The 18,972-nt window shown below is 64.2% G+C and carries 21 protein-coding genes; 7 read left to right on the forward strand and 14 right to left on the reverse strand.

All coding sequences use genetic code 11. The annotated features are described in order from the left end of the window. Window positions 1–74 precede the first annotated feature (74 nt). The 4 genes from AC4FS3_RS11085 to mtgA form a co-directional block, all read right to left on the reverse strand. Window positions 75–254, reverse strand: a complete 180-nt coding sequence (locus tag AC4FS3_RS11085; protein ID WP_491020608.1) for a hypothetical protein — start codon at window positions 252–254, stop codon at window positions 75–77. A gap of 120 nt (window positions 255–374) precedes the next feature. Then, the gene (gene queG, locus AC4FS3_RS11090; RefSeq protein WP_491020609.1) at window positions 375–1,433 is read right to left on the reverse strand and encodes a tRNA epoxyqueuosine(34) reductase QueG; all 1,059 of its coding nucleotides are present in this window, start codon (window positions 1,431–1,433) and stop codon (window positions 375–377) included. A gap of 49 nt (window positions 1,434–1,482) precedes the next feature. Beyond that, window positions 1,483–2,148: an FtsZ-binding protein FzlA gene (gene fzlA, locus AC4FS3_RS11095; protein ID WP_092899762.1), complete on the reverse strand. Its 666-nt coding sequence runs from the start codon at window positions 2,146–2,148 to the stop codon at window positions 1,483–1,485. Between the two features lie 86 nt (window positions 2,149–2,234). Then, complete coding sequence (mtgA, locus tag AC4FS3_RS11100) at window positions 2,235–3,011, reverse strand: monofunctional biosynthetic peptidoglycan transglycosylase (RefSeq protein WP_491020610.1); 777 nt, start codon at window positions 3,009–3,011, stop codon at window positions 2,235–2,237. Between the two features lie 207 nt (window positions 3,012–3,218). On the opposite strand from mtgA, the gene AC4FS3_RS11105 reads away from it, so the two are divergent. Beyond that, window positions 3,219–3,701, forward strand: coding sequence for a hypothetical protein (locus AC4FS3_RS11105; RefSeq protein ID WP_491020611.1), 483 nt, complete (start codon window positions 3,219–3,221; stop codon window positions 3,699–3,701). A 77-nt stretch (window positions 3,702–3,778) separates the two neighbouring features. Here AC4FS3_RS11105 and AC4FS3_RS11110 read toward each other — a convergent pair whose 3' ends face one another. The 3 genes from AC4FS3_RS11110 to AC4FS3_RS11120 all read right to left on the reverse strand — a co-directional run bounded on the left by AC4FS3_RS11110 (window position 3,779) and on the right by AC4FS3_RS11120 (window position 5,610). Next, entirely contained in the window at window positions 3,779–5,242 is a 1,464-nt protein-coding gene (locus tag AC4FS3_RS11110; RefSeq protein WP_491020612.1) for a hypothetical protein, read from the reverse strand. 78 nt (window positions 5,243–5,320) lie between these two features. Continuing rightward, window positions 5,321–5,479 carry a hypothetical protein gene (locus tag AC4FS3_RS11115; RefSeq protein WP_491020613.1) on the reverse strand — a complete coding sequence of 53 codons (159 nt, stop codon included), beginning with the start codon at window positions 5,477–5,479 and terminating at the stop codon, window positions 5,321–5,323. Then, complete coding sequence (locus AC4FS3_RS11120; protein ID WP_491020614.1) at window positions 5,476–5,610, reverse strand: hypothetical protein; 135 nt, start codon at window positions 5,608–5,610, stop codon at window positions 5,476–5,478. Before AC4FS3_RS11120 ends, AC4FS3_RS11115 begins: the two co-directional genes overlap by 4 nt. A gap of 80 nt (window positions 5,611–5,690) precedes the next feature. Here AC4FS3_RS11120 and AC4FS3_RS11125 point away from each other — a divergent pair, with 80 nt between their 5' ends. From AC4FS3_RS11125 to AC4FS3_RS11140, 4 genes are all read left to right on the forward strand, one after another. Then, entirely contained in the window at window positions 5,691–5,933 is a 243-nt protein-coding gene (locus AC4FS3_RS11125; RefSeq protein WP_491020615.1) for a hypothetical protein, read from the forward strand. Window positions 5,934–5,968: 35 nt separating this feature from the next. Then, window positions 5,969–6,163: a hypothetical protein gene (locus AC4FS3_RS11130; RefSeq protein WP_491020616.1), complete on the forward strand. Its 195-nt coding sequence runs from the start codon at window positions 5,969–5,971 to the stop codon at window positions 6,161–6,163. Between the two features lie 281 nt (window positions 6,164–6,444). After that, window positions 6,445–7,320: an MBL fold metallo-hydrolase gene (locus AC4FS3_RS11135; protein ID WP_491020617.1), complete on the forward strand. Its 876-nt coding sequence runs from the start codon at window positions 6,445–6,447 to the stop codon at window positions 7,318–7,320. 1,282 nt (window positions 7,321–8,602) lie between these two features. Continuing rightward, a complete protein-coding gene (locus AC4FS3_RS11140) occupies window positions 8,603–9,622 on the forward strand; it encodes a phosphotransferase enzyme family protein (RefSeq protein ID WP_491020618.1) in 1,020 nt (339 codons plus the stop codon). A gap of 101 nt (window positions 9,623–9,723) precedes the next feature. Here the strand turns inward: AC4FS3_RS11140 and AC4FS3_RS11145 are convergent, their stop codons facing one another. From AC4FS3_RS11145 to trpS, 6 genes are all read right to left on the reverse strand, one after another. Next, window positions 9,724–11,973, reverse strand: coding sequence for a heavy metal translocating P-type ATPase (locus tag AC4FS3_RS11145; protein ID WP_491020619.1), 2,250 nt, complete (start codon window positions 11,971–11,973; stop codon window positions 9,724–9,726). 99 nt (window positions 11,974–12,072) lie between these two features. Continuing rightward, the gene (locus AC4FS3_RS11150) at window positions 12,073–12,414 is read right to left on the reverse strand and encodes a tRNA-binding protein (RefSeq protein ID WP_491020620.1); all 342 of its coding nucleotides are present in this window, start codon (window positions 12,412–12,414) and stop codon (window positions 12,073–12,075) included. Window positions 12,415–12,422: 8 nt separating this feature from the next. Beyond that, complete coding sequence (gene proC, locus AC4FS3_RS11155) at window positions 12,423–13,235, reverse strand: pyrroline-5-carboxylate reductase (protein ID WP_491020621.1); 813 nt, start codon at window positions 13,233–13,235, stop codon at window positions 12,423–12,425. 33 nt (window positions 13,236–13,268) lie between these two features. Next, window positions 13,269–13,772, reverse strand: a complete 504-nt coding sequence (locus tag AC4FS3_RS11160; protein WP_491020622.1) for a type III secretion system chaperone family protein — start codon at window positions 13,770–13,772, stop codon at window positions 13,269–13,271. A gap of 215 nt (window positions 13,773–13,987) precedes the next feature. Continuing rightward, complete coding sequence (locus AC4FS3_RS11165; protein ID WP_491020623.1) at window positions 13,988–14,251, reverse strand: hypothetical protein; 264 nt, start codon at window positions 14,249–14,251, stop codon at window positions 13,988–13,990. Window positions 14,252–14,589: 338 nt separating this feature from the next. Next, window positions 14,590–15,651 carry a tryptophan--tRNA ligase gene (gene trpS / locus AC4FS3_RS11170; protein WP_491020624.1) on the reverse strand — a complete coding sequence of 354 codons (1,062 nt, stop codon included), beginning with the start codon at window positions 15,649–15,651 and terminating at the stop codon, window positions 14,590–14,592. Window positions 15,652–15,740: 89 nt separating this feature from the next. Between trpS and AC4FS3_RS11175 the strand changes: the two genes are divergently transcribed. Next, window positions 15,741–16,430 (forward strand): rhomboid family intramembrane serine protease, encoded by a 690-nt coding sequence (locus AC4FS3_RS11175; RefSeq protein ID WP_283176300.1) that lies wholly within the window; start codon window positions 15,741–15,743, stop codon window positions 16,428–16,430. A gap of 107 nt (window positions 16,431–16,537) precedes the next feature. Then, window positions 16,538–17,383, forward strand: a complete 846-nt coding sequence (locus AC4FS3_RS11180) for an EamA family transporter (protein ID WP_491020625.1) — start codon at window positions 16,538–16,540, stop codon at window positions 17,381–17,383. Window positions 17,384–17,386: 3 nt separating this feature from the next. On the opposite strand, the gene murJ is transcribed toward AC4FS3_RS11180, so the two are convergent. Next, window positions 17,387–18,937 carry a murein biosynthesis integral membrane protein MurJ gene (murJ, locus tag AC4FS3_RS11185; protein ID WP_491020626.1) on the reverse strand — a complete coding sequence of 517 codons (1,551 nt, stop codon included), beginning with the start codon at window positions 18,935–18,937 and terminating at the stop codon, window positions 17,387–17,389. Between the last annotated feature and the right edge of the window lie 35 nt (window positions 18,938–18,972).

Genomic DNA, 18,972 nt, shown 5'->3' on the forward strand with positions numbered 1-18,972 from the left:
GGTCACTCCTTTGAAATGGCCCGGTGCTTATAGCCGGTCCGGGGCATCCGGGCGCCTGGTCATCCGGATGGGGCTCAGACTGTGCGGCCGCGTGCGATCCGCAGGAATTGCTGCATCCGGGCGGGGCCGGCGCCCTCGCGCGGCTTGTGGAATGTGTCGCGTCCGGTTTCGCCCTTGCTGCGGGCGATGCTCAGAAAGGCCTTGACCCTCGCGCCGGTGGTGGCTGTGCGTTTGTCGGCGAGATGCCTGCTCATAACGTCCTCCTCACATGTGCTGCGTCACTGCGGGCAGTCTGGCACAGGCCGCCTTATATCCCAAGCCTGCAATCAGGAGTTTTCCGGCAGCATCACCCGGCCCGGCCGGATCCGGCCTGTTCAGCGGCCGGCCCCGGCATTGGTCAGCCGGTTCAGAGCCCATCTCGCCGCATCGGCAACGACCGGATCCGGGTCCGCACACAGCGCCCCGGCGGCGCTGGCGAGGCCAGCATCTGCCGAGTTGCCGATGGCGTAAAGCACGTTGCGGATGAAACGGTCGCGGCCGATCCGCTTGATCGGGCTGCCGGCAAAGCGCGCGCGAAATCCGGCATCATCCAGCGTCGCAAGCTCGGCGAGTTCCGGCGCCCCGACCTTCGGCTGATAGCCGATCTCTTTCGCCTGCTGCGCGAATTTGTTCCAGGGGCAGGCGGCAAGACAATCATCGCAGCCATAGATCCGGTTGCCCATCCGGGCGCGCAAGTCTTCGTCCACCGGACCCTTATGCTCGATGGTCAGATAGGAAATGCAGCGCCGCGCATCCAGCTGATAGGGCGCGGGAAAGGCATCGGTAGGGCAGGCGGTCAGACAGGCCCGGCAGGAGCCGCAATGCGAAATCTCAGCGGCATCTTTCGGCAGATCAAGCGTGGTGAAGATCGAGCCGAGAAAGAACCAGTTCCCCAGATCGCGGCTGAGCAGGTTCGTGTGTTTCCCTTGCCAGCCGAGGCCGGCCGCCTCGGCCAGAGGCTTCTCCATCACCGGCGCGGTATCGACGAAAACCTTGATCTCCTCGCCCGCCGTCTGGTCCAGCAGCCAGCGCCCCAGCCGTTTCAGCCGCCGCTTCACAAGATCATGATAATCCTTGCCCTGGGCATAGACCGAGACCGCCGCACGGTCGCGTTGTGACAGCACAGTGCGCGGGTCTTCTTCCGGCGTGTAAACCTCCGCCAGCATGATCACCGATCGCGCTTCCGGCCAGAGCGCCCCCGGCGCGCCCCGCCAGTGCTCGCGCTCCGCCATCCAGCCCATCGACCCATGCCGCCCGGCTTCCAGAAACTCCCTCAGCCGCGCCGCCGTTCCCGGCACCGCATCCGGCGCGCAGATCCCCATTTTCGAGAATCCCTCTGACAGCGCCCGCTCCCGCAGCCGCTCCTTCAACGGGAGGGGATGGTTGCTTTTCATCCTGGCTCAAATACTCCGGGGGGTGGGGGCTGGCCCCACCCGGCCAGCTTCAGAAATCCAGATCGGTATATTGCCGGGGCGGCGGGAAACCCGGCACCTGATCCGCCAGCAGCGTCCGGAAGGACGGGCGCGACTTGATCTTGGCGTACCAGTCCTTGACCACCTCATGCCGGTGCCAGTCGACATCGGAGATATAGTCAAGGCTCGACAGATGCGCCGCCGCCGTCAGATCCGCCAGCGTCATCACATCTCCGGCCAGCCAGGACCGCCGGTCCAGCAGCCAGGCCATATAATCAAGGTGATACTTGATCTTGCTCGACCCGGATTTCACATTCTTCGAATCCGGATAGCCCTCTTTCGTCAGCTTCTTGTTCACCCGCTCGTAAAGCAGCTTGGACGTCACTTCGTGATGGAACTTGTCGTCAAACCAGGTACAGAGCCTGCGCATCTCATAGCGCAGTTCGGGATCCCTCGGCACCAGCGGCGGCACCAGAACCGTCTCGTCGATATATTCGCAAATCGCCTGGCTCTCACTCAGCAGCCGCCCGTTCAGCCGCAGAATCGGCACTTTCCCCGCCGGATTGCGCCGCAGGAAATCCTGGCCCTGTTCCCAATAGCGCTCCTCGACCAGCTCGACCTCGATTTTCTTCTCGGCCAAGGTCAGCCGCACCTTGCGACAAAAGGGGGAAAGGGGGACGTGATAAAGACGGTTCATCTGGTTACTGCCCGCAAACTCCCCCTGTCCTAGACCCTGCGGGCCTGGCGATCAATCCCGGCACCGGTCAGAGCGGCAAAAGCGCGCTACTGAAAACAGCCGGCGCGGCCATCGGCGCGGATCGTATCGGCGCCTGACATGATCGAGGCGGTCCTTTTGCGCACAAAAGCCGAGGGTTTCGAGGCCGAGCGGCCTTTCGGATCCGGCAGCACCGCTGCCAGCCGTGCCGCCTGCAAGGCTGACAGGTTTTTCGCATCGACCCCGAAATAATGCCGCGCCGCCGCCTGGACCCCGAACACGCCTTCGTCGAATTCGGCCACGTTCAGATAGACTTCGAGGATGCGCTCTTTCGACCAGAAAAGCTCGATCACCGGGGTGAGCGCGGCTTCGGCGGCTTTGCGGGCGTATGAGCGGTCATGCCAGAGGAAGACATTCTTCGCCACCTGCTGCGTGATGGTGGACGCGCCCCGGTTCGATCCCGAATTGATCGCGTCCCGGATCGCGGTCATGTCAAAGCCCCAGTGGTTGCAGAAATTCGCATCTTCTGCCGCCACGGCCGCACGGCCCATGACCGGCGCGATCTCGTCCCAGGACACCCATTGCCGGTCAATCGCGCCAAGCCGCCATTTTTCCTGCATCTGATAGATATTGATCGGCGGCGGCAGGAAGCTGAACAGAATGATCAGCACAAGGAAGAAGCCTACGACCCCAAGAACCGCCCGCAGCGCCCAACGCCGGAGCTGCGCAAACGCCCCGCGCCGCCGCGTGCTTTTAGCGCCCGTCGCGCCCGCTGCGGGTTTTTTCCGTGGTTTTCGGACCACCGGCTTCTTTTCCTCGGGCTGCTCAACGATCTCGTCCGACATGATCCTGCAATGACCTGGTCAGAGGCCATGCGTCAAGTCGCGCGGCGCGCCACACCTGCGGAGCAGATCGGGGCGTTGCCGTCGGAGCCCGGCGGATCGCCGCCTGGCGCTTCCCGCCCCGCAGGAGCCTTGCCGACGGAAACCCTTGGGCGGGGCGTGGAACAGTCGTGATCCAGAACGAACAGACCATGAAAAGGAGTATCTCCCATGGCAGGACTTAAGCTTCTTCCGGCCGCGCTGGCCGGTGCCCTTGCCCTGATGCCGCTGAGCGCGTTTTCCCAGGAGGCTACAGGGCCGGCCCCGGCGCAAAATGCTGACCAGGGGGCCGGCCCCGGCTCCGGTCACGGCGCGCGCTTTGCGCGGGCTCCGATGATCCGGCTCGATTTCGGGGCCGGGCGGACCATCAGCGTACAATGTGGCGAGACCGCAATTGCCGCCTGTGTCGAGGCGATCACGCCGCTGGCCGAAAAGCTGGCCGCGACCCCGGCGGCGGGCCCCGGCAAAGACCGCGATCATGCAAAGGGCCGGGGCGGTGAGCACCATAAAGCCCATGGCAAGGATCGGGGCAAAGATCGCGAAAAAGGCGGGGCCGGTTTTAAACGTGACAAATCCGGCCAGGGGCAAGACATGCCAGCTGCGGCACCGGATGCTCCGGCAGAGGTGACCCCGCCTGACGCACCGGCTCCGTAAGTCTGCCCCGGGGGCGTGACTGCCCCTGGGTTTTTCCCTGAACCTGCGATGGTCGTGAAAAGCGCGACGCCTGGCTGTCAGTTTGCCGGCAGCGGGCCGATATCGCCGGGCCGCATCCAGAGGATCGTAAGATCCTCTGTCGCGGTTCTCAGAAGCGCCCCGCCATCCTCAGCGCTGACGATCCGGCCACAGGTTTCGGCCGCCGCCTCGCGGGTCACACAAAACTGATCCGCCTCAATCCGGTAGCGGAAACCGGCGGCGGGCGCGCCTGAGGCATAGGCCCTGCCGGCGCCATTTTCGCCAAGCCAATAGGCAATACGTCCCTCTTCGCTTTCCAGGAGCACCGAGTGCCCGGGCGCGAAAGCCTCGACCCCGGGCAGGTCAGGATGGGGCGCGTCCACCGGCGGATTGGCGTAAAGCGTGCGGAAATCGGCGGGCTCCACCCGTGCCATAGTGCGCAATTCGGCCAGCGGCGTGTAATGCGGCAGCGTCTGCCAGAGATCGAACAGCCGGTACTGCGGTACCGAATCTTCGCTCACCCGTTCAAACCAGGCGGTATAGGGCGGCGTGGCCGGGGCATCATGGTAGAACAGGCATTGGTGATGCCGCGACAGAACTTCACGGAAGAAGGGCGGCGCTGTCTCATCCGCGCCACCGACCCGCAGGTCCCAGGTCGCGGGGGGCAGGCGGGCTTCGGGCTCATAGCCCTCTTCGGGCAGATTGACCTGCCAGGCCCAGGAACTCAGATCCGGATCAGTCGCGTCCTGCCAGCCCCTGGCCTGGAGCGAGAGATTGTTGCAGGCGCGCATCCAGGTGGCCTCATCGGTCTCGATGGGCGGCACGCCGGCAAGGCGGATGTCATAGAGCCCGGCCTTGCCGGTGGTGTCGATCATATAGGGATGGGCCGGATCACGATGCGAGAGCATCCCGACCATGAGCTGCGGATGGAACCGGGCGGTGGGCGTATAGCTGTCGATGCCGGAAAACAGGTCGGTCAGCCCGGCCATATAGTCCAGCACGGCATTGCCATCGGGCAAATCGGGCGCCAGAAAGCCCAGCCTTCCCCCGGTATGGAGCGCCCGCATTGGCATCCGCGCGCCGCCCCCCGAATTCGAGGAGGCAACTGACCCGGCCATGAACGCCACTGCGCAGGCGCCGAAACACTCCGCGCCATCCGGTACCACGGTCGTAAGCGCGCTGTCGCGGATCACCTTTGCCAGTGCCAGCGCCTCAGAGGCATCGCCTCCGGCGCTGTTGAGGCAAAGCACCTGGCCCTCGGCCCCGGTCCCGGACATCAGACTGGTCGGGCGTCCGCGCTCGATGCTGTCATCTTCGAGAATGGCCTCAAGCCGGCCGGCATCCCCTGGTTCGATCCCGCCTTTCAGGCGGAGGCTGCAGCTGCCCGATACCAGCCCCGCCGCATCGCGCAAGGCGGGGTCAATGAGCGAAATCTCAGCCGCATGGGTCGCGAGGGGCGCTGACAGGAGGAGGCCGCATAGCAGGGCGGCAGGCAAATGGGTCGGGATCAGTTTGTCTTGCATCGCGCTCTCCGTTCCGGACAGCGCAATAACACCTGGCAAGTGCTTCGGGATCAAGCGCTTTGGCGGGATAAAGGCCTGTCAGACCAGCCCGACATTTGCCCCGCCGTCGCGCTGTCGATGAAGGCTGGCCTTCGGCACGTTTCGCGCCACCAGGATCAGGTCGAATTCGGTCAGATCAGTCACATAGTTCAGCGCGGCAAAGCCGAATTTCGACGCATCCGCCAGCAGGAATGTCATTTCATCATCGTCCGTTTCGGGCGCATCACCAGCTCGTCGGGGCTAGTTATCGCCATGCCCAGGATCGTCGTCGACAGGATGATATCGACGTGACAGCGTCCGACGATCGAGATCAGGTCGATATCAGGCACCCCCCCGCAGCCCGGGCGAGCACCGGCACCGCATAAGTGACGCTGGTGGTAGGCGTCACCTCGGGCAGGATCCGGGTCTCGTGCTGCATGGTGCGGCAATAGCCGATGGGGAGGCGAGGCACGCGATCTATGCGGTGCTGCCGGCGATCTGGCGCAAGGCCTATGGTTCCGACCTGGGACAGATCGGCGAGAAGGGTTTTACCGGGCTGGAACTGGCGCCGCCGCAGAAGGCCTGCGGCGCAAGGGCGTTGATCCTGCCCAGTGTTAAATCGGGCTTTGACCTTGCGCGCCAGATCCGCGAGCGCTGGCCGGTTTGGGAATAGCGGGGTTTGACGCGATTCTCCTTGAACCACCTGGCGTGTTCACCTGGGGCCAGATGGCGCGGCAAAGCTTTGACCAGATGATTGCGATCTGTGGCGCCGCCGAGGCCCGGATCGTGGCAAATCTCGCGACCCTGACCGAGGCACGATCCAACCCCGATCCGCTGGGGGTCGCAAGGCTGGGCGGCTTTGTGTCCCGTGCGGCGGGGCGGGCGCGCTTGTCCGAGGGGTAGCGCAGCCATGTAGCCCGGACCGGAAACCCGGATTTGGCATGCGCGGTGCCGCCCTGGTGGATGACAGTTGTTCCCGACCCACCGGCGCGCAGATTCCTGTCTGAGGCGGCAATGATCGCGTGATCTGATCCCGGATTTCCTGTATCTGAAAGGAAGAGCGTCCTGTATGAGCTGATCGGGTAGAATATTGTTCCCTTCCGTGACTTCCTGTCTGCGGAAAAACATATGTTTCTGCCTGAGCCGACAGGCTGCCTGTACTTGTCCGGAATGAAGAGGCAGCTATGATACCCCGTCCTGAGGTCACCGGCTTTTACGAAGCCCGCACCGGATCGGTTCAATATGTGGTGGCAGACCCCGCTACAAAGGCCTGTGTCATCATCGACCCGGTGCTGGATTATGACGAGAAGTCGGGCGCGACCGCCACAATCGAGGCCGACCGCCTGCTGGCCTTTGTCGCAGAGCGGGGATACCGGCTTGACCAGATCCTCGACACCCATCCCCATGCCGACCATTTCTCGGCCGCGGATTACCTGAAACGACAGACCGGCGCGCCCATTGCGATCGGGGCGAAGGTGACAAAGGTTCAGGCGCTGTGGAACGGGTTTTACAACCGCGATCTGGCCGCAGACGGATCGCAATGGGACAGGCTTTATGACGAGGGCGACACATTCATGGTCGGGGAAATCCCGGCCAGGGTGATGTTCTCGCCCGGTCACACAATGGCGTCGGTCAGCTATGTGATCGGCGATGCGGCTTTCATCCATGACACGGTTTTCATGCCCGATACCGGCACGGCGCGGGCCGATTTCCCCGGCGGCAGCGCGAGGGTTCTGTGGCATTCGATCCAGGAGATCCTGGCACTTCCCGATGCGACACGGCTTTTCACCGGCCATGATTACCGCCAGGGCGGGCGCGAGGCGGCCTGGGAATCCACCGTCGCCGAACAGCGGGCAATGAATATCCATCTCTCGAAATACCCTGGCGAGGCCGCTTTCGTCGCGGTTCGCGAGGCGCGCGATGCGACCCTGCCGATGCCGAAACTGATCCTGCATGCGCTTCAGGTGAACACCAATGCAGGCCGCCTGCCGGAGCGTGAGGCCAATGGCACGCGCTATCTGAAAATACCGCTCGATCTGTTCAAAACCGTCTGGGAGTGACCGCCATGCCCGACAAAGACGGCAGGCCGGCAAGCCCGGCTTCCGCCTTTGGGCGAGCCTTACGGGTAGTGGGCTGATCGGGCTTGCGATGATCCATCTGATGACGTTGCACAAGCGGATCCCCGGGGCAGGGGGGATCGTCGCGGGAGGGTGTGACGGGCGCGGTGCTGGCGGCAATGGGCTTCACCTTTGCGTTAGGCATTGTGGGTCTGGTTGCGGGTTTGACAGGCTGGCGTCCTGGCCCTGGATTCTCCTCAGCGGGTGCATGGCCGGCATTTGCGGCAATGCGCGGCTGTCGAAGCGCTCGCCTGTCACGACGATTTGCGTCATGCCGGTCGGGGTGGCGACGTTTTGTGCGATCCGCCACCTGACCGGAAGTCTGTGAAGGCCGGTGATTGCGGCCCTGCTTATCGGGATGGTCTTTGGGCGTTTTTGCAGATGTCGGCCACCAGCCGGACATGCCCCTTTCCCCGCTGACCTGATGCAACTCGGATCCTGCTTCGGGCGTGATATCCGGACCGGGTTTTCCTGGTCGAGAAAGACACATGGCGCCAAAGACGCATGGCGCCAGTCGCACCGAGTAAGTCCGACGAAGTCGTCCCGGGCGCTGTGTGGCTTTGAGGGTCTCGCAGCGGGTGCGCGCGGCAGGGCAGGCCATCGAGAGAATACGCGTCAGCCCGCCGCCGCGCCAGGGGGCCCCGAACCCGTGGCGGACCTTGGCTTGATCTGTCGAAATGGCAACCCGAACAGAAGCTTCACCATCAAACCAAACTGGCAAGCTGTCGTCAGGAAAACAGTCGCCCGGACGGTTTTGTGATCGTCCTCCGCGCTGAATAACGCCGGTCGGCCATTGGCTCCGGGCTCTGGCGCGACCCGCACCATGTCCCTGTCCGGCCAGATCAGCAGGAGCCCGCACCGCTGTGGCTTTTCCAGGTCTTCCTCAGGCAGCGGGCAGGGGCAGGTCTTATCAGCTGAGACCACTTGTCTCATGGTTTCCCCATGTGCATCCCGCGTCCTTGGGCTTTGGCACCAATGCCGACCAGCTGCGGCGCCGCGATTTTCTGGCCGGTCTGAGCTGGGGGCACTCTCAGCCAGCACGCAGCGAGGTGCCGGTCGGGCGAGGGCGGTGGGGTATGGCTTTGCCCGAGGTGAGGCGGCGCGCGCGCGGCGGAAACCACATGGGCCCCGGGGATTCGCGCTTGAAGAGTGCTGCCCATGCGGCGAAACCTGTGAGTCGTGAGAGCCGCATGAGACGGTGGGACCGCGCAGGGGGATACGGGTTTTGGCCAGGACCAATATGGCGCTGGAAGACGAGCTGGTGGTGATCCGCCAGATGGTGGAAGCGGCTTTGCCGCTCTGGCCGGTGCCGGCTGGAGCGGAAGTGAGCCTCCTGAACATCGCTGAAAACCTGACCTGGCTGGTGGAGGCGGGGGTGTTTCGTGCGGTGCTGCGGGTGCATCGGCCAGGCTATCACACGCGGACCGGCATATGCCAGGAACTGGACTGGAGCCAGGCGCTGGCGCGCGACGCCGGGATAGATACGCCCGCCGTGATTGCCGGGGTGAATGGCGCACTGGTGCAGGAGGCGCAGGTGCCGGGCTCTGCGCCGGGCCAGCCGGGCGGGCGCTACATGGTGATGTTCGAATTCGCGCCGGGCCGACAGCCGGGGCCGGATGATGATCTGGTGGCGCCGTTTCGCAGCCTCGGGGCGCTTGCGGCCAGAACCCATATCCATGCGCGGGGCTGGCAATCGGCGCAACCGCTGGAGCGGCTGGTCTGGGATGAGGCAGCAGTGTTCGGCGAGGGCGCCACCTGGGGAGACTGGCGCGCAGGCCCGAATGTCACGCCTGAGATTCGCGATGTGCTGGAGGAGGCAGAGCAGATGGTCTGCCAGCGGCTGGCGGCCTGGGGCAAGGGGCAGGCGCGCTATGGGCTGATCCATGGCGATATGCGGCTGACCAATCTGCTGATCGACGGGTCACGTACCGTGTTGATTGATTTCGACGATTCCGGGCTCGGCTGGTATCTTTACGACTTTGCGGCGGCGGTGAGCTTTATGGAGGATCACCCGCAGGTTCCGGCTTTGCGCGCGGCCTGGGTGGAGGGGTATCGCGACATCGCGCCCTTGTCGGAAGAGGAGGAGCGCGAGATCGACACATTTGTCATGCTCAGGCGGATGGCGCTTCTGGCCTGGATCGGCAGTCATATCGAAGCGCCGGAGCCCCAGGCTATGGCGCCGCATTTCGCCGCAGGAACCGCACGATTGGGTCGGGCCTGGCTGGCGCGGCTTGCGCGCGGGTGAAGGTGGTTTCCCTGGCAAGGCCGGGGGGTTAAGCCCCCCCGGACCCCCCGCGTGGCGCTCTGGCGCGACCGCGCCGGCTTTAAGCAGGCGGCGTTGCCAGCTCAGCCCTCGCGCCCCGGATCATAGGCCAGGAGCCGCAGCGCGTTCAGCGTCACCAGCACAGTTGCGCCGGTATCGGCGAGGATGGCGATCCAGAGCCCGGTGATCCCCAGCACCGAGGTCACCAGGAACACCGCCTTCAGCCCCAGGGCCAGGGTGATGTTCTGCCGGATATTCGCCATGGTCGCGCGCGACAGCCGGATCAGCGCCGGCACGTCCGAGACCCGGTCGCGCAGGATCGCGGCATCCGCCGTCTCCAGAGCCACATCGGTGCCCGAGCCCATAGCGACGCCCACGCCTGCCTGTTTCAGCGCCGGTGCGTCATTGATGCCGTCGCCGATCATCATGACGCCGCCCTCCGCCCCCATCTCGCGGATCACCGCAAGCTTGTCTTCGGGCATCATCTGGGCGCGGAACTCCATCCCGAGGCCGCCGGCGATGGCGGCAGCGGTGCGGGGATTGTCGCCGGTGAGGATGGTCGCGCCGATCCCCATCGCCTGCAATTGCCGCATCGCTTCGGCAGCGTCGCTGCGGGGCTCGTCGCGCATGGCGATCAGGCCGAGGGCCCGCGTCTCGTCATAGACCGCAACCACGGTCTTGCCTTCGGATTCCAGCGTGCCGGCGCGGGTGTTCAGCGCGGCGTCGATGCCACCACTCGCATGCGCGTGGTGCGGGGATGAGACCCAGGCCCTGACCTCGCCCCCGGGCGTTGCGACCAGCGCCTCGACGCCCTTGCCGATGATCGCCCGGGCTTCGCGTGCGGGCAGGGCGGTAATGCCAGCTGCCGCGATACGGTCCAGCACCGCCCGGGCCAGCGGGTGGGACGAGCCGGTCTCGACGGCGCCTGCAACCGCGAGAAGTTCGGCCTCGGTCGCCCCAGGCGCCGGCACCAGATCGGTCACGACGGGCTTGCCATGCGTCAGCGTGCCGGTCTTGTCAAAGGCGATGCGGCGCGTGGTGGCGGCGGCTTCGATCACCGCACCACCTTTCAGCAGCAGACCCTTTTTCGCGCCGGCCGAGAGCGCCGAGGCGATGGAGGCGGGCACCGAGATCACCAGCGCGCAGGGGCAGCCGATCAGCAAAAGCGCAAGGCCGCGATAGATCCAGGTATCCCAGTCACCGCCGCCCACAAGCGGTGGTATCAGGATCACCAGCGCCGACAGCCCGACAATGGCCGGCATGTAAAGCCGCGAGAAGCGGTCAATGAAGCGCTCGGTCGGGGCCCGCGCCTCTTCCGCCTCTTCGACGAGGCGGATGATGCGGGCGATGGTATTGTCCGAGGCCTCGCGGCTGACGGAGATGCGCAGCACGGCTTCGGTATTGATCGAGCCTGCGAAAACCGCGTCTTCGGGGCCTTTGCTGACAGGAATGCTCTCGCCGGTGACGGGGCTTTCATCAATGCCGCTGGACCCTTCAAGGATCGTGCCATCTGCCGGGATGCGGTCGCCGGGGCGCACGAGGACCGTCTGCCCGATGGCAAGCGCCGAGACCGGGACCTCGCGCGTCGTGCCGCCCTCTTCCAGCAAGGCGGTTTTCGGCGCGAGGTTCGCCAGCGCGCGGATGCCGTCACGCGCCTTGTTCGCAGCAACGCCTTCAAGCACCTCGCCCACTGCGAAGAGGAAGACAACCAGTGCCGCCTCTTCCGCCGCGCCGATGAACAGCGCGCCGATGGCGGCAATGGTCATCAGGCTTTCAATCGTGAAGGGCTGACCCATCCGCAACGCTTCGAAAGCGCGTTTCGCGACCGGGGCGACGCCGATCACACAGGCGGCGAGGAAGGCCCAATAGCCATATTCGGCACTGGTCAGCAGCTCGAAAATCCAGGCCAGCGCCAGCAGGATGCCGGTAAAGATCACCAGCCGCCCTTTGGCCGTCGCATACCAGGCCTTGCCGCGATCTGCCGGATCGTCATGCGAATGAACATGTCCCGGGGCGCCATGATCTGGAGCGCTATGACCGGGGTCTTCTCCCGCCCCGCCGTGATCGTGGTCATGATCCGCGTGATCACGCCGCGCCGTCGTCGGGCCACCCTTGCCGACGCTGATCTCATAGCCAAGGCGGCGCACAACCGCTTCGACCTCTTCGGGGCTGGCACCACCCTCGCTCAGCGTTGCCGAAAGCCGCTCGCTCATCAGCGCGACGCGGACATCGCCAACGCCGGGCAGCTTTTCGACCGCCTTCGTCACCTTCACCGTGCAGGAGGCACAATCCATGCCCCCGACCTGCCATTCACGTCTGTTCGTCTCTTGCATCACCGATCCTCCGACCGCTGGCCCGGCGGGAACCGGCAGCGGCCTTTTATCATCGAATCAGTTCTAATCCCTCTAGTCACTAGAGGGGCAAGCGGTTTGTCAGAACATTTTCCCGGCCAGCGGAACCTCATGGCCGGGGGTCAGCAGCACCACCTCTCCCGCCTCATCCGGCACGCCCAGCACCAGCACTTCAGAGCGCACCGGCCCGATCTGGCGCGGCGGGAAATTCACCACCGCCAGCACCTGGCGACCAATAAGCCCCTCAAGCGTGTAGTGTCTGGTGATCTGGGCGGAGGACCGTTTCACCCCAATCTCAGGCCCGAAATCGATGCGCAGTTTGAAAGCGGGTTTGCGCGCCTCGGGGAAGGGCTCGGCCTCGATGATCCGGCCCACCCGGATATCGACCTTCGCGAAGTCGTCATAGCTGATCTGATCTGTCATTTCCGTGCTCATTTGCCCAATTCCCGGCCGCGGTCTGCCGCTGCTTTCACCGCCCGCCTCAGAAGCGCCGGGAAACCGGTCTCCGTTTCCATCAGCACTGCAAGGGCGGCGGCGGTGGTGCCGCCGGGCGAGGTCACATTGATCCGCAGCTGTTCGGCGCTGTCTTCCGACCGATAGGCCAGCTCGCCCGAGCCGGTGACGGTCGCCCGCGCCAGTTTCATCGCGACCCCGGGGGAAAGGCCTTCAGCTTCACCGGCGGCAGCCAGCGCCTCGATCAGATGGAAGACATAGGCCGGGCCAGAGCCGGAAACGGCCGTCACTGCATCGATCTGTGCCTCGTTCTCCAGCTCGACCACCTCGCCGACGGCCTGCATCAACAGCCGTGATTGCGCGATCTGCGCAGCAGAGGCATGGGCATTGCCGACAAGGCCCGAAATGCCACGCCCGACCATCGCCGGGGTGTTCGGCATCACCCGGACGATCGGTGTCCTGGCCCCAAGCACCTGTTCCAGCGTGGCAATCGTCGTCCCGGCGGCGATTGAGATGAACAGCGTTTCGCCATTCCCAAGCGCGGTCAGCCCCGGGAGCGCGGCACCCATCATCTGCGGTTTCACGGCAAGAATGGCGATTTCCGCGCGGTCCGGCACGCCTTTATTCAGATGTACCCCGGTTGCTTGTAGCCAGTCCGAGGGATGCGGCTCGATCACCCAGACATTGCTGGCAGGCACGCCGAAATCCAGCCAGCCCCTGAGCAGCGCCGATCCCATTTTGCCGCAACCAAGCAGCAAAAGCCCGTGTTCGATTTTGATATCAGCTGACATGGTCCTGCCTTTCCGCCCGTTCGGGCGGCGAGGTTAGGCGCGGCCGTAAGCCTCTGCAATGGCGACTTTCATCGCATCGACCGGCGCGCGGTCCCCCCAAAGAGTCAGCTGGAAGGCCGGGTAAAACCGTTCCGCCGCCAGCACCGCCGAGGAAATCAGTTTGTCGATCTGTTCCGGCCCGGCCATCTGGCCGCCGGCAAGGCAGAGGCCATAGCGCCAGACCATCAGTCTTTGATCATCCCACCAGGTGAAACCGCCGGTCCAGACCGTGTCATTGCAACGGTTGATCAGCTCGTAAAGCTCGGCCATGCGGCCCTCGGGGGGCTCCATCTCGAAGGTACAGATCAGGCGCAGGGTCTCGTCCTGGTCGGACCAGGCGAGGGTCAGCGAATAGGTGCGCCACAGGCCCTCGACCGCCATGGCGATCTGGTCATCGGTGACACGGTCGAATTCCCAGGAATTACTGGCGGCCAGCGTCTCGACGATGTCGATGGGGTGGATCTCATCCGAGAGCAGATAATCTTCGGAAAGTGACATGCCCGGCCTCATCATGACGCTTCTGCCCTGTGGATAACCACCAGAAGCTGGGGAACCTGCAAGGTTATGCGGATTTATCCACAGCTCCCACCAGATATTGATTTATCCTGATTCGTTCCGCGAATCATGTAAAGCAGTTTGTTGTGGAGGACCCTGTGGAAAACCGGGCTTTCCACAGGAAATTGCAATCCGGGCGGGGCAAACTGCAATCCGGGTCAGCTTTCCGGCCCGGGCTGCGTTTTGGCCCAGCGGCGGGGATGAAAGGGACCATCGCTGCTGCCCTGAGAATAATAGAGCAAGCTGGCATCCACACAGTCTGCGCCCATATGCTTTGTGAAGATGGGACGAAAAATGGCTCCGAACTGCTCAAAGACCTCTGCATGCCTTTTCGGATCATAACCATCGGCGATCAGCAGCCAGTCGGTGAAGTCTTCGGCTGTGACCGGGCCGGTTTCCGGAAGAAAATCGGTAAAATGCACGAAGACCCCGGTATGGCCAGAGCCGCAGAAACCGCATTTGGCACAGACTTCGCCTGCCAGCCGGTCAAAACCTGTCATTTTCATGGGAGATAGCCGCTGAGGCGCGGCGTGTTGTTACAACGCCCTTATCATGATGACCGGCGGGCGCGGTGTAAATGGCAAAGGCGCCCGCGGCCAGAAAATGACCCCCGCGCAGAGTGCACGGGGGCCAGGTCATCGGGGGGGGCCGGAGGGGCAGGGGATGCCACACCGGCAAAGGGGGGACAGGACCTCCCGAAGCGACTCGGATCCTGCCAGCGCGTCGATTCAGGCGTGTGACAGTGTGGCCCTGCGGCCAGTCACCTGCCGCGAGAGCCAATCATGCCGACAATCTCTTTCGTCCTGGCAAGGATCGGGCTGGCTATGGCATCGGCGCGGTCAGCGCCTTCGCCAAGGATGCGGTCGATCCCGGCCGGGTCCTGCATATAGCGGTTCATCGCCTCGGTGATCGGCGAAAGCTTTGCCACCGCCAGATCGGCGAGGCGCGGCTTGAAGGTGCCGAATTGCGCGCCGGCGAATTCCTGGATCACCGCTTCGGCGCTGACCCCGGCCAGGGCTGCGAAGATATTCACGAGGTTCTTCGCCTCGGGCCGGTCCTTCAGGCCCTCAACGGTCTCGGGCAGCGGATTCGGATCGGTGGTCGCCTTGCGGATCTTCTTCGCGATCGTGTCGGCATCATCGGTGAGGTTGATCCGGCTGGCATCTGACGGGTCGGATTTCGACATCTTTTTCGTGCCGTCGCGCAAAGACATCACGCGGGTGGCCGAGCCTTCGATCAGCGGTTCGGTGATCGGGAAGAAATTGACGCCGTAATCATGGTTGAACTTCGCGGCAATGTCGCGGGTCAGCTCGAGATGCTGTTTCTGATCTTCGCCCACCGGCACGCCGGTCGCTTGATAAAGCAGGATATCCGCCGCCATCAGGGACGGATAGGCCAGGAGGCCCAGCGAGGAATTTTCGGCATTCTTGCCCGCCGTTTTATCTTTGAACTGTGTCATCCGATACATCCAGCCGATGCGGGCGACGCAGTTGAAGATCCAGGCCAGCTCGGCATGTCCCGTCACCTGGCTCTGGTTGAAGATGATCGAGCGCGCCGGGTCGATGCCGCTGGCCAGATAGGCCGCCGTGATCTCGCGTGTCTGGTGGCGCAGCTTTTCGGGATCCTGCCAGACGGTGATCGCATGCAGATCGACGACGCAATAGATCGTCTCGATCCCCTCATCCTGCTTTTCGGCAAACCGCTTCAGCGCGCCGAGGTAATTCCCCAGCGTCATACCGCCCGAGGGCTGGATGCCGGAAAAGATCCGCGGCGTGAAACCTGGATTGGAGCCGCCCTGACCCTGGGTGTCTTGCGAGGACATGATGCTCTCCGTCTGGAAAAACTGACCTGCACGGCGTAAGGCTTCGCAGGAGGGGCGTCAACATCGCGCCCGAAGGGGATGCGTGCCGCATGTATGATACCGATCCGAATGCCAGCCCGATCAACCAGCTGCCCTGGGTCGTCTGGGTGCTGGCGCTTCCGATGATCGCGGCCGAGATCGTGCTGGGTCTCGCCGAGGCCGGGGTGATCGGAGGGCCGGGCGGCATTGGCTGGCGCCAGAGCGCCCTGATGGATTACGCGGTGGCGCGCAATGTCGTTGAATATTTCTGGGCCAACCGGGTCTGGGACGAACTGGCGCTGCGCTTTGTCGCCTTCCCTTTCGTGCATCAGACCACGACCAGCGCGCTGTTTGCGGTTGTCCTGTTGCTGGCGCTTGGCAAGATGGTCGGCGAGGTCTTCCGCTGGTGGGCTGTCCTGGGCGTGTTCTACGGGGCAAGCTGGGCCGGGGCTTTCGCCTTTATCGCCCTGGTGCCCTATGACAATTACCCGCTGATCGGGGCCTATTCCGGGGTTTACGGGCTGATCGGCGCTTTTACCTTCCTTTTGTGGGTGCAGCTGATCGGGACCGGCTCGAATGGCTATCGCGCCTTCACGCTGATCGGGATGCTTCTGTTTGTGCAGCTTCTGTTCGGCGTGCTGTTCGGCGGCGGCTTTGAATGGATCGCCGAAGTGGCCGGTTTCGCCGCCGGTTTCGCGCTGTCCTTCCTTGTCAGCCCCGGCGGCTGGGGGCGGGTTCGCGCACGGCTGCGCAACCGCTGAGCGCGCTTGGTGCGGCCCGGGCATTCTGGCTGCGCGCGGCGGTCGGTTGCGCCTGTGGCGGAGATGGGTGACAGAGGGGCGCATCACAAGCGCCGCAGGAAAGACCCATGATCGGACCAAAAACCGGAGCCGCCATCTGCACCATTCTCTGGGGCTTCACCTATATGCTGGCCGGGCGCTGGCTGCCGCCGCATCCGGAAATGGCCGGCGCGGTGCGGGCCGTGGGCGGTGCGGGCTTTCTGTTTCTTCTGAGCCGTGAATTGCCTAAGGCGGGCTGGTGGGGCCGGATGATCGTCCTCGGCACGCTGAATGTCGGGTTTTTCTTCGGACTGTTTTTCATCGGGGCGATGCGGCTCCAGGGCGGGGTTGCGGCGGTGTTTCAGGCGCTTGGGCCCGTGCTCGTGCTGTTGATGGCCTGGGCGATCCTGCACCGCCGGCCGACAGGGCTGCAATTCTTCGCGGTGCTTCTGGGCCTTTTGGGTGTGGCGATGGTGGTGCTGAAGGACGGCGCGTCGATTGACGGGATCGGGGTCGCGGCGATGCTGGGCTGTGTGCTGTCGATCTCGCTCGGGGGCGTGCTCCTCAGCCGCTGGGGCAGCCCGGGGATCAGCATCACCTCTTTCACCGCCTGGCAATTGCTGATCGGCGGTATCGAACTGACGCTGGTCGCGCTTTTGATCGGCGATTTCCAGGGGCCGCTGACCGGGCTGAACATCGTGGCCTTTGTGATCCTTGCCATCGTGCTGACCGGGATCCCGTTCCTGTTGTGGTTCCGGGGGATCGAGGCCGTAGGGGCGGTCGCGATCATGCCCCTGATCCTTTTGACGCCGGTAACGGCGCTGGTGCTGGATGCGGCCGTGCTGCGGATCATGCCCACGGCGCTGCAGATCGCCGGGGTTGTGGTGGTGATCGCATCGCTTCTGATCAATCAGCGCGCCATGGCGGCGCGCTGAGGTTCACGCCCGCTTGCCGCGTCTGAGCGAGGATTTCAGATCGGCGAGGTTCATGGCGCCGGTGAGGGTGGCGGCAAGGAAATAGCTCGCCATCCCCGCCAGAACCAGGACCAGAAGCAAAGGCGTCCGGGTGCCTTTTTCGGTTACGGCATCGCCCATGATCCAGACCAGCCCAAGCAGAACCGCGCCCATCAGAAGTGAGGACAGGATGATCCGGGGCAGCCGCTTGCGGAACCGGTCATCCATTGTGGCCGAGATCCCCATGTTGCGCGAGCCAAGCCAGAGCTGGACCACCATGATCCAGGCCGAGACCGTGGTCGCAATCGCCGCCGCGAGAAAGCCGATCAGTGGCATCAACGCAACGGCGACAACCAGGTTCACCACCATCGCGACCACGGCATAATTGAACGGACGCCTCGTGTCATGGCGGGCGTAAAACTGCGGTTGCAGAACCTTGTGCAACACGAAGGCCGGCAGGCCCGCGCCGTAGATCGCCAGAGCCAGCGCGGTATTGTCGGCGGCATGGGCGCTATAGGCGCCACGCTCGAAAATCACGCCGATGATGGGCCGCGCGATCACGATCAGCGCCACAGCGGCGGGCAGGGTCAGCAAAAGCGCAAATTCCGCGCCGCGCGAGAAACTGAACCGCGCGCCCTCGGCATCCGAGGCCCGCAGCCGCCGCGCCAGTTCCGGCAGCAAGACGACGCCAATCGCGATCCCCACCACGCCCAGCGGCAGCTGATAAAGCCGGTCGGCATTGTAAAGCCAGGTCATGGCGCCATCGGTATAGCTCGCCACCCGGCGGCCAACGACGAGATTGACCTGCACCACGCCCCCCGCCAGCGCCGCGGGCGCGGCGATGATGGCAAGGCGCTTCAGCTCGGGCGTCCATTTCGGGAGCTGGAAGGGCAGCGAAAAGCCAAGCCGCTTCAGCGCCAGCCACACGGCCACAAGCTGCAACACGCCGGAAATCGAAATCGCCCAGGCCAGCGTGACGCCCATATCCCAGCCGAACCGGCGCGCAAAGATCATGCCGGCGATCATCGTCAGCGACAAAAGCGCGGTGACGGCCGAGGTCGCAAGGAAGCGCCCCATGGAATTCAGCACGCCGGACAGCAGTGCCGTCAGCGAGATGAAAAGGATATAGGGGAAGGCGATCCGGCCATAGGTGATCGCCAGATCAAAACGGGTATCCACCTCGAACCCGGCCGCAAGGATCCAGACCAGCACCGGCATCGCCACGATACAGACCGCCGAAAAGACCGCGAGAAAGGCCGCCAGGCTCCAGAACGCGTCGCGGGCAAAGCCATTGGCATCCTCGCCCGCCTCAAGCTTTTTGGCATACATCGGCACGAAGGCCATGTTGAACGCGCCCTCGGCGAACAACCGGCGGAACATGTTTGGCAAGGATTGCGCCGCGACCAGCGCCTGGCTGACCGGCCCGTCGCCAAGATAGGCCGCCATGAACATATCTCGCACGAGGCCCGCGACGCGCGAGATCAGCGTCCAGAAGCCTACGGTGAGGAAGCCCGCCACCAGCCGGATCGGTTTCATTTCGGGATCTGCTCCTCGCGTCTGCGATCTGTGTT

The organism is Pseudogemmobacter sp. TB195, from assembly GCF_058313095.1.

Excerpts from the sequence above, each read along its gene's own strand:
- AC4FS3_RS11160 (WP_491020622.1), bottom strand. The coding sequence starts at position 13,772 with ATGTCACTTTCCGAAGATTATCTGCTCTCGGATGAGATCCACCCCATC.
- AC4FS3_RS11110 (WP_491020612.1), bottom strand. The coding sequence starts at position 5,242 with ATGCAAGACAAACTGATCCCGACCCATTTGCCTGCCGCCCTGCTATGC.
- AC4FS3_RS11105 (WP_491020611.1), top strand. The coding sequence starts at position 3,219 with ATGGCAGGACTTAAGCTTCTTCCGGCCGCGCTGGCCGGTGCCCTTGCC.
- murJ (WP_491020626.1), bottom strand. The coding sequence starts at position 18,937 with ATGAAACCGATCCGGCTGGTGGCGGGCTTCCTCACCGTAGGCTTCTGG.
- AC4FS3_RS11175 (WP_283176300.1), top strand. The coding sequence starts at position 15,741 with ATGTATGATACCGATCCGAATGCCAGCCCGATCAACCAGCTGCCCTGG.
- AC4FS3_RS11180 (WP_491020625.1), top strand. The coding sequence starts at position 16,538 with ATGATCGGACCAAAAACCGGAGCCGCCATCTGCACCATTCTCTGGGGC.
- trpS (WP_491020624.1), bottom strand. The coding sequence starts at position 15,651 with ATGTCCTCGCAAGACACCCAGGGTCAGGGCGGCTCCAATCCAGGTTTC.
- queG (WP_491020609.1), bottom strand. The coding sequence starts at position 1,433 with ATGAAAAGCAACCATCCCCTCCCGTTGAAGGAGCGGCTGCGGGAGCGG.
- proC (WP_491020621.1), bottom strand. The coding sequence starts at position 13,235 with ATGTCAGCTGATATCAAAATCGAACACGGGCTTTTGCTGCTTGGTTGC.
- AC4FS3_RS11085 (WP_491020608.1), bottom strand. The coding sequence starts at position 254 with ATGAGCAGGCATCTCGCCGACAAACGCACAGCCACCACCGGCGCGAGG.
- AC4FS3_RS11115 (WP_491020613.1), bottom strand. The coding sequence starts at position 5,479 with ATGACATTCCTGCTGGCGGATGCGTCGAAATTCGGCTTTGCCGCGCTG.
- fzlA (WP_092899762.1), bottom strand. The coding sequence starts at position 2,148 with ATGAACCGTCTTTATCACGTCCCCCTTTCCCCCTTTTGTCGCAAGGTG.
- mtgA (WP_491020610.1), bottom strand. The coding sequence starts at position 3,011 with ATGTCGGACGAGATCGTTGAGCAGCCCGAGGAAAAGAAGCCGGTGGTC.
- AC4FS3_RS11150 (WP_491020620.1), bottom strand. The coding sequence starts at position 12,414 with ATGACAGATCAGATCAGCTATGACGACTTCGCGAAGGTCGATATCCGG.
- AC4FS3_RS11145 (WP_491020619.1), bottom strand. The coding sequence starts at position 11,973 with ATGCAAGAGACGAACAGACGTGAATGGCAGGTCGGGGGCATGGATTGT.
- AC4FS3_RS11135 (WP_491020617.1), top strand. The coding sequence starts at position 6,445 with ATGATACCCCGTCCTGAGGTCACCGGCTTTTACGAAGCCCGCACCGGA.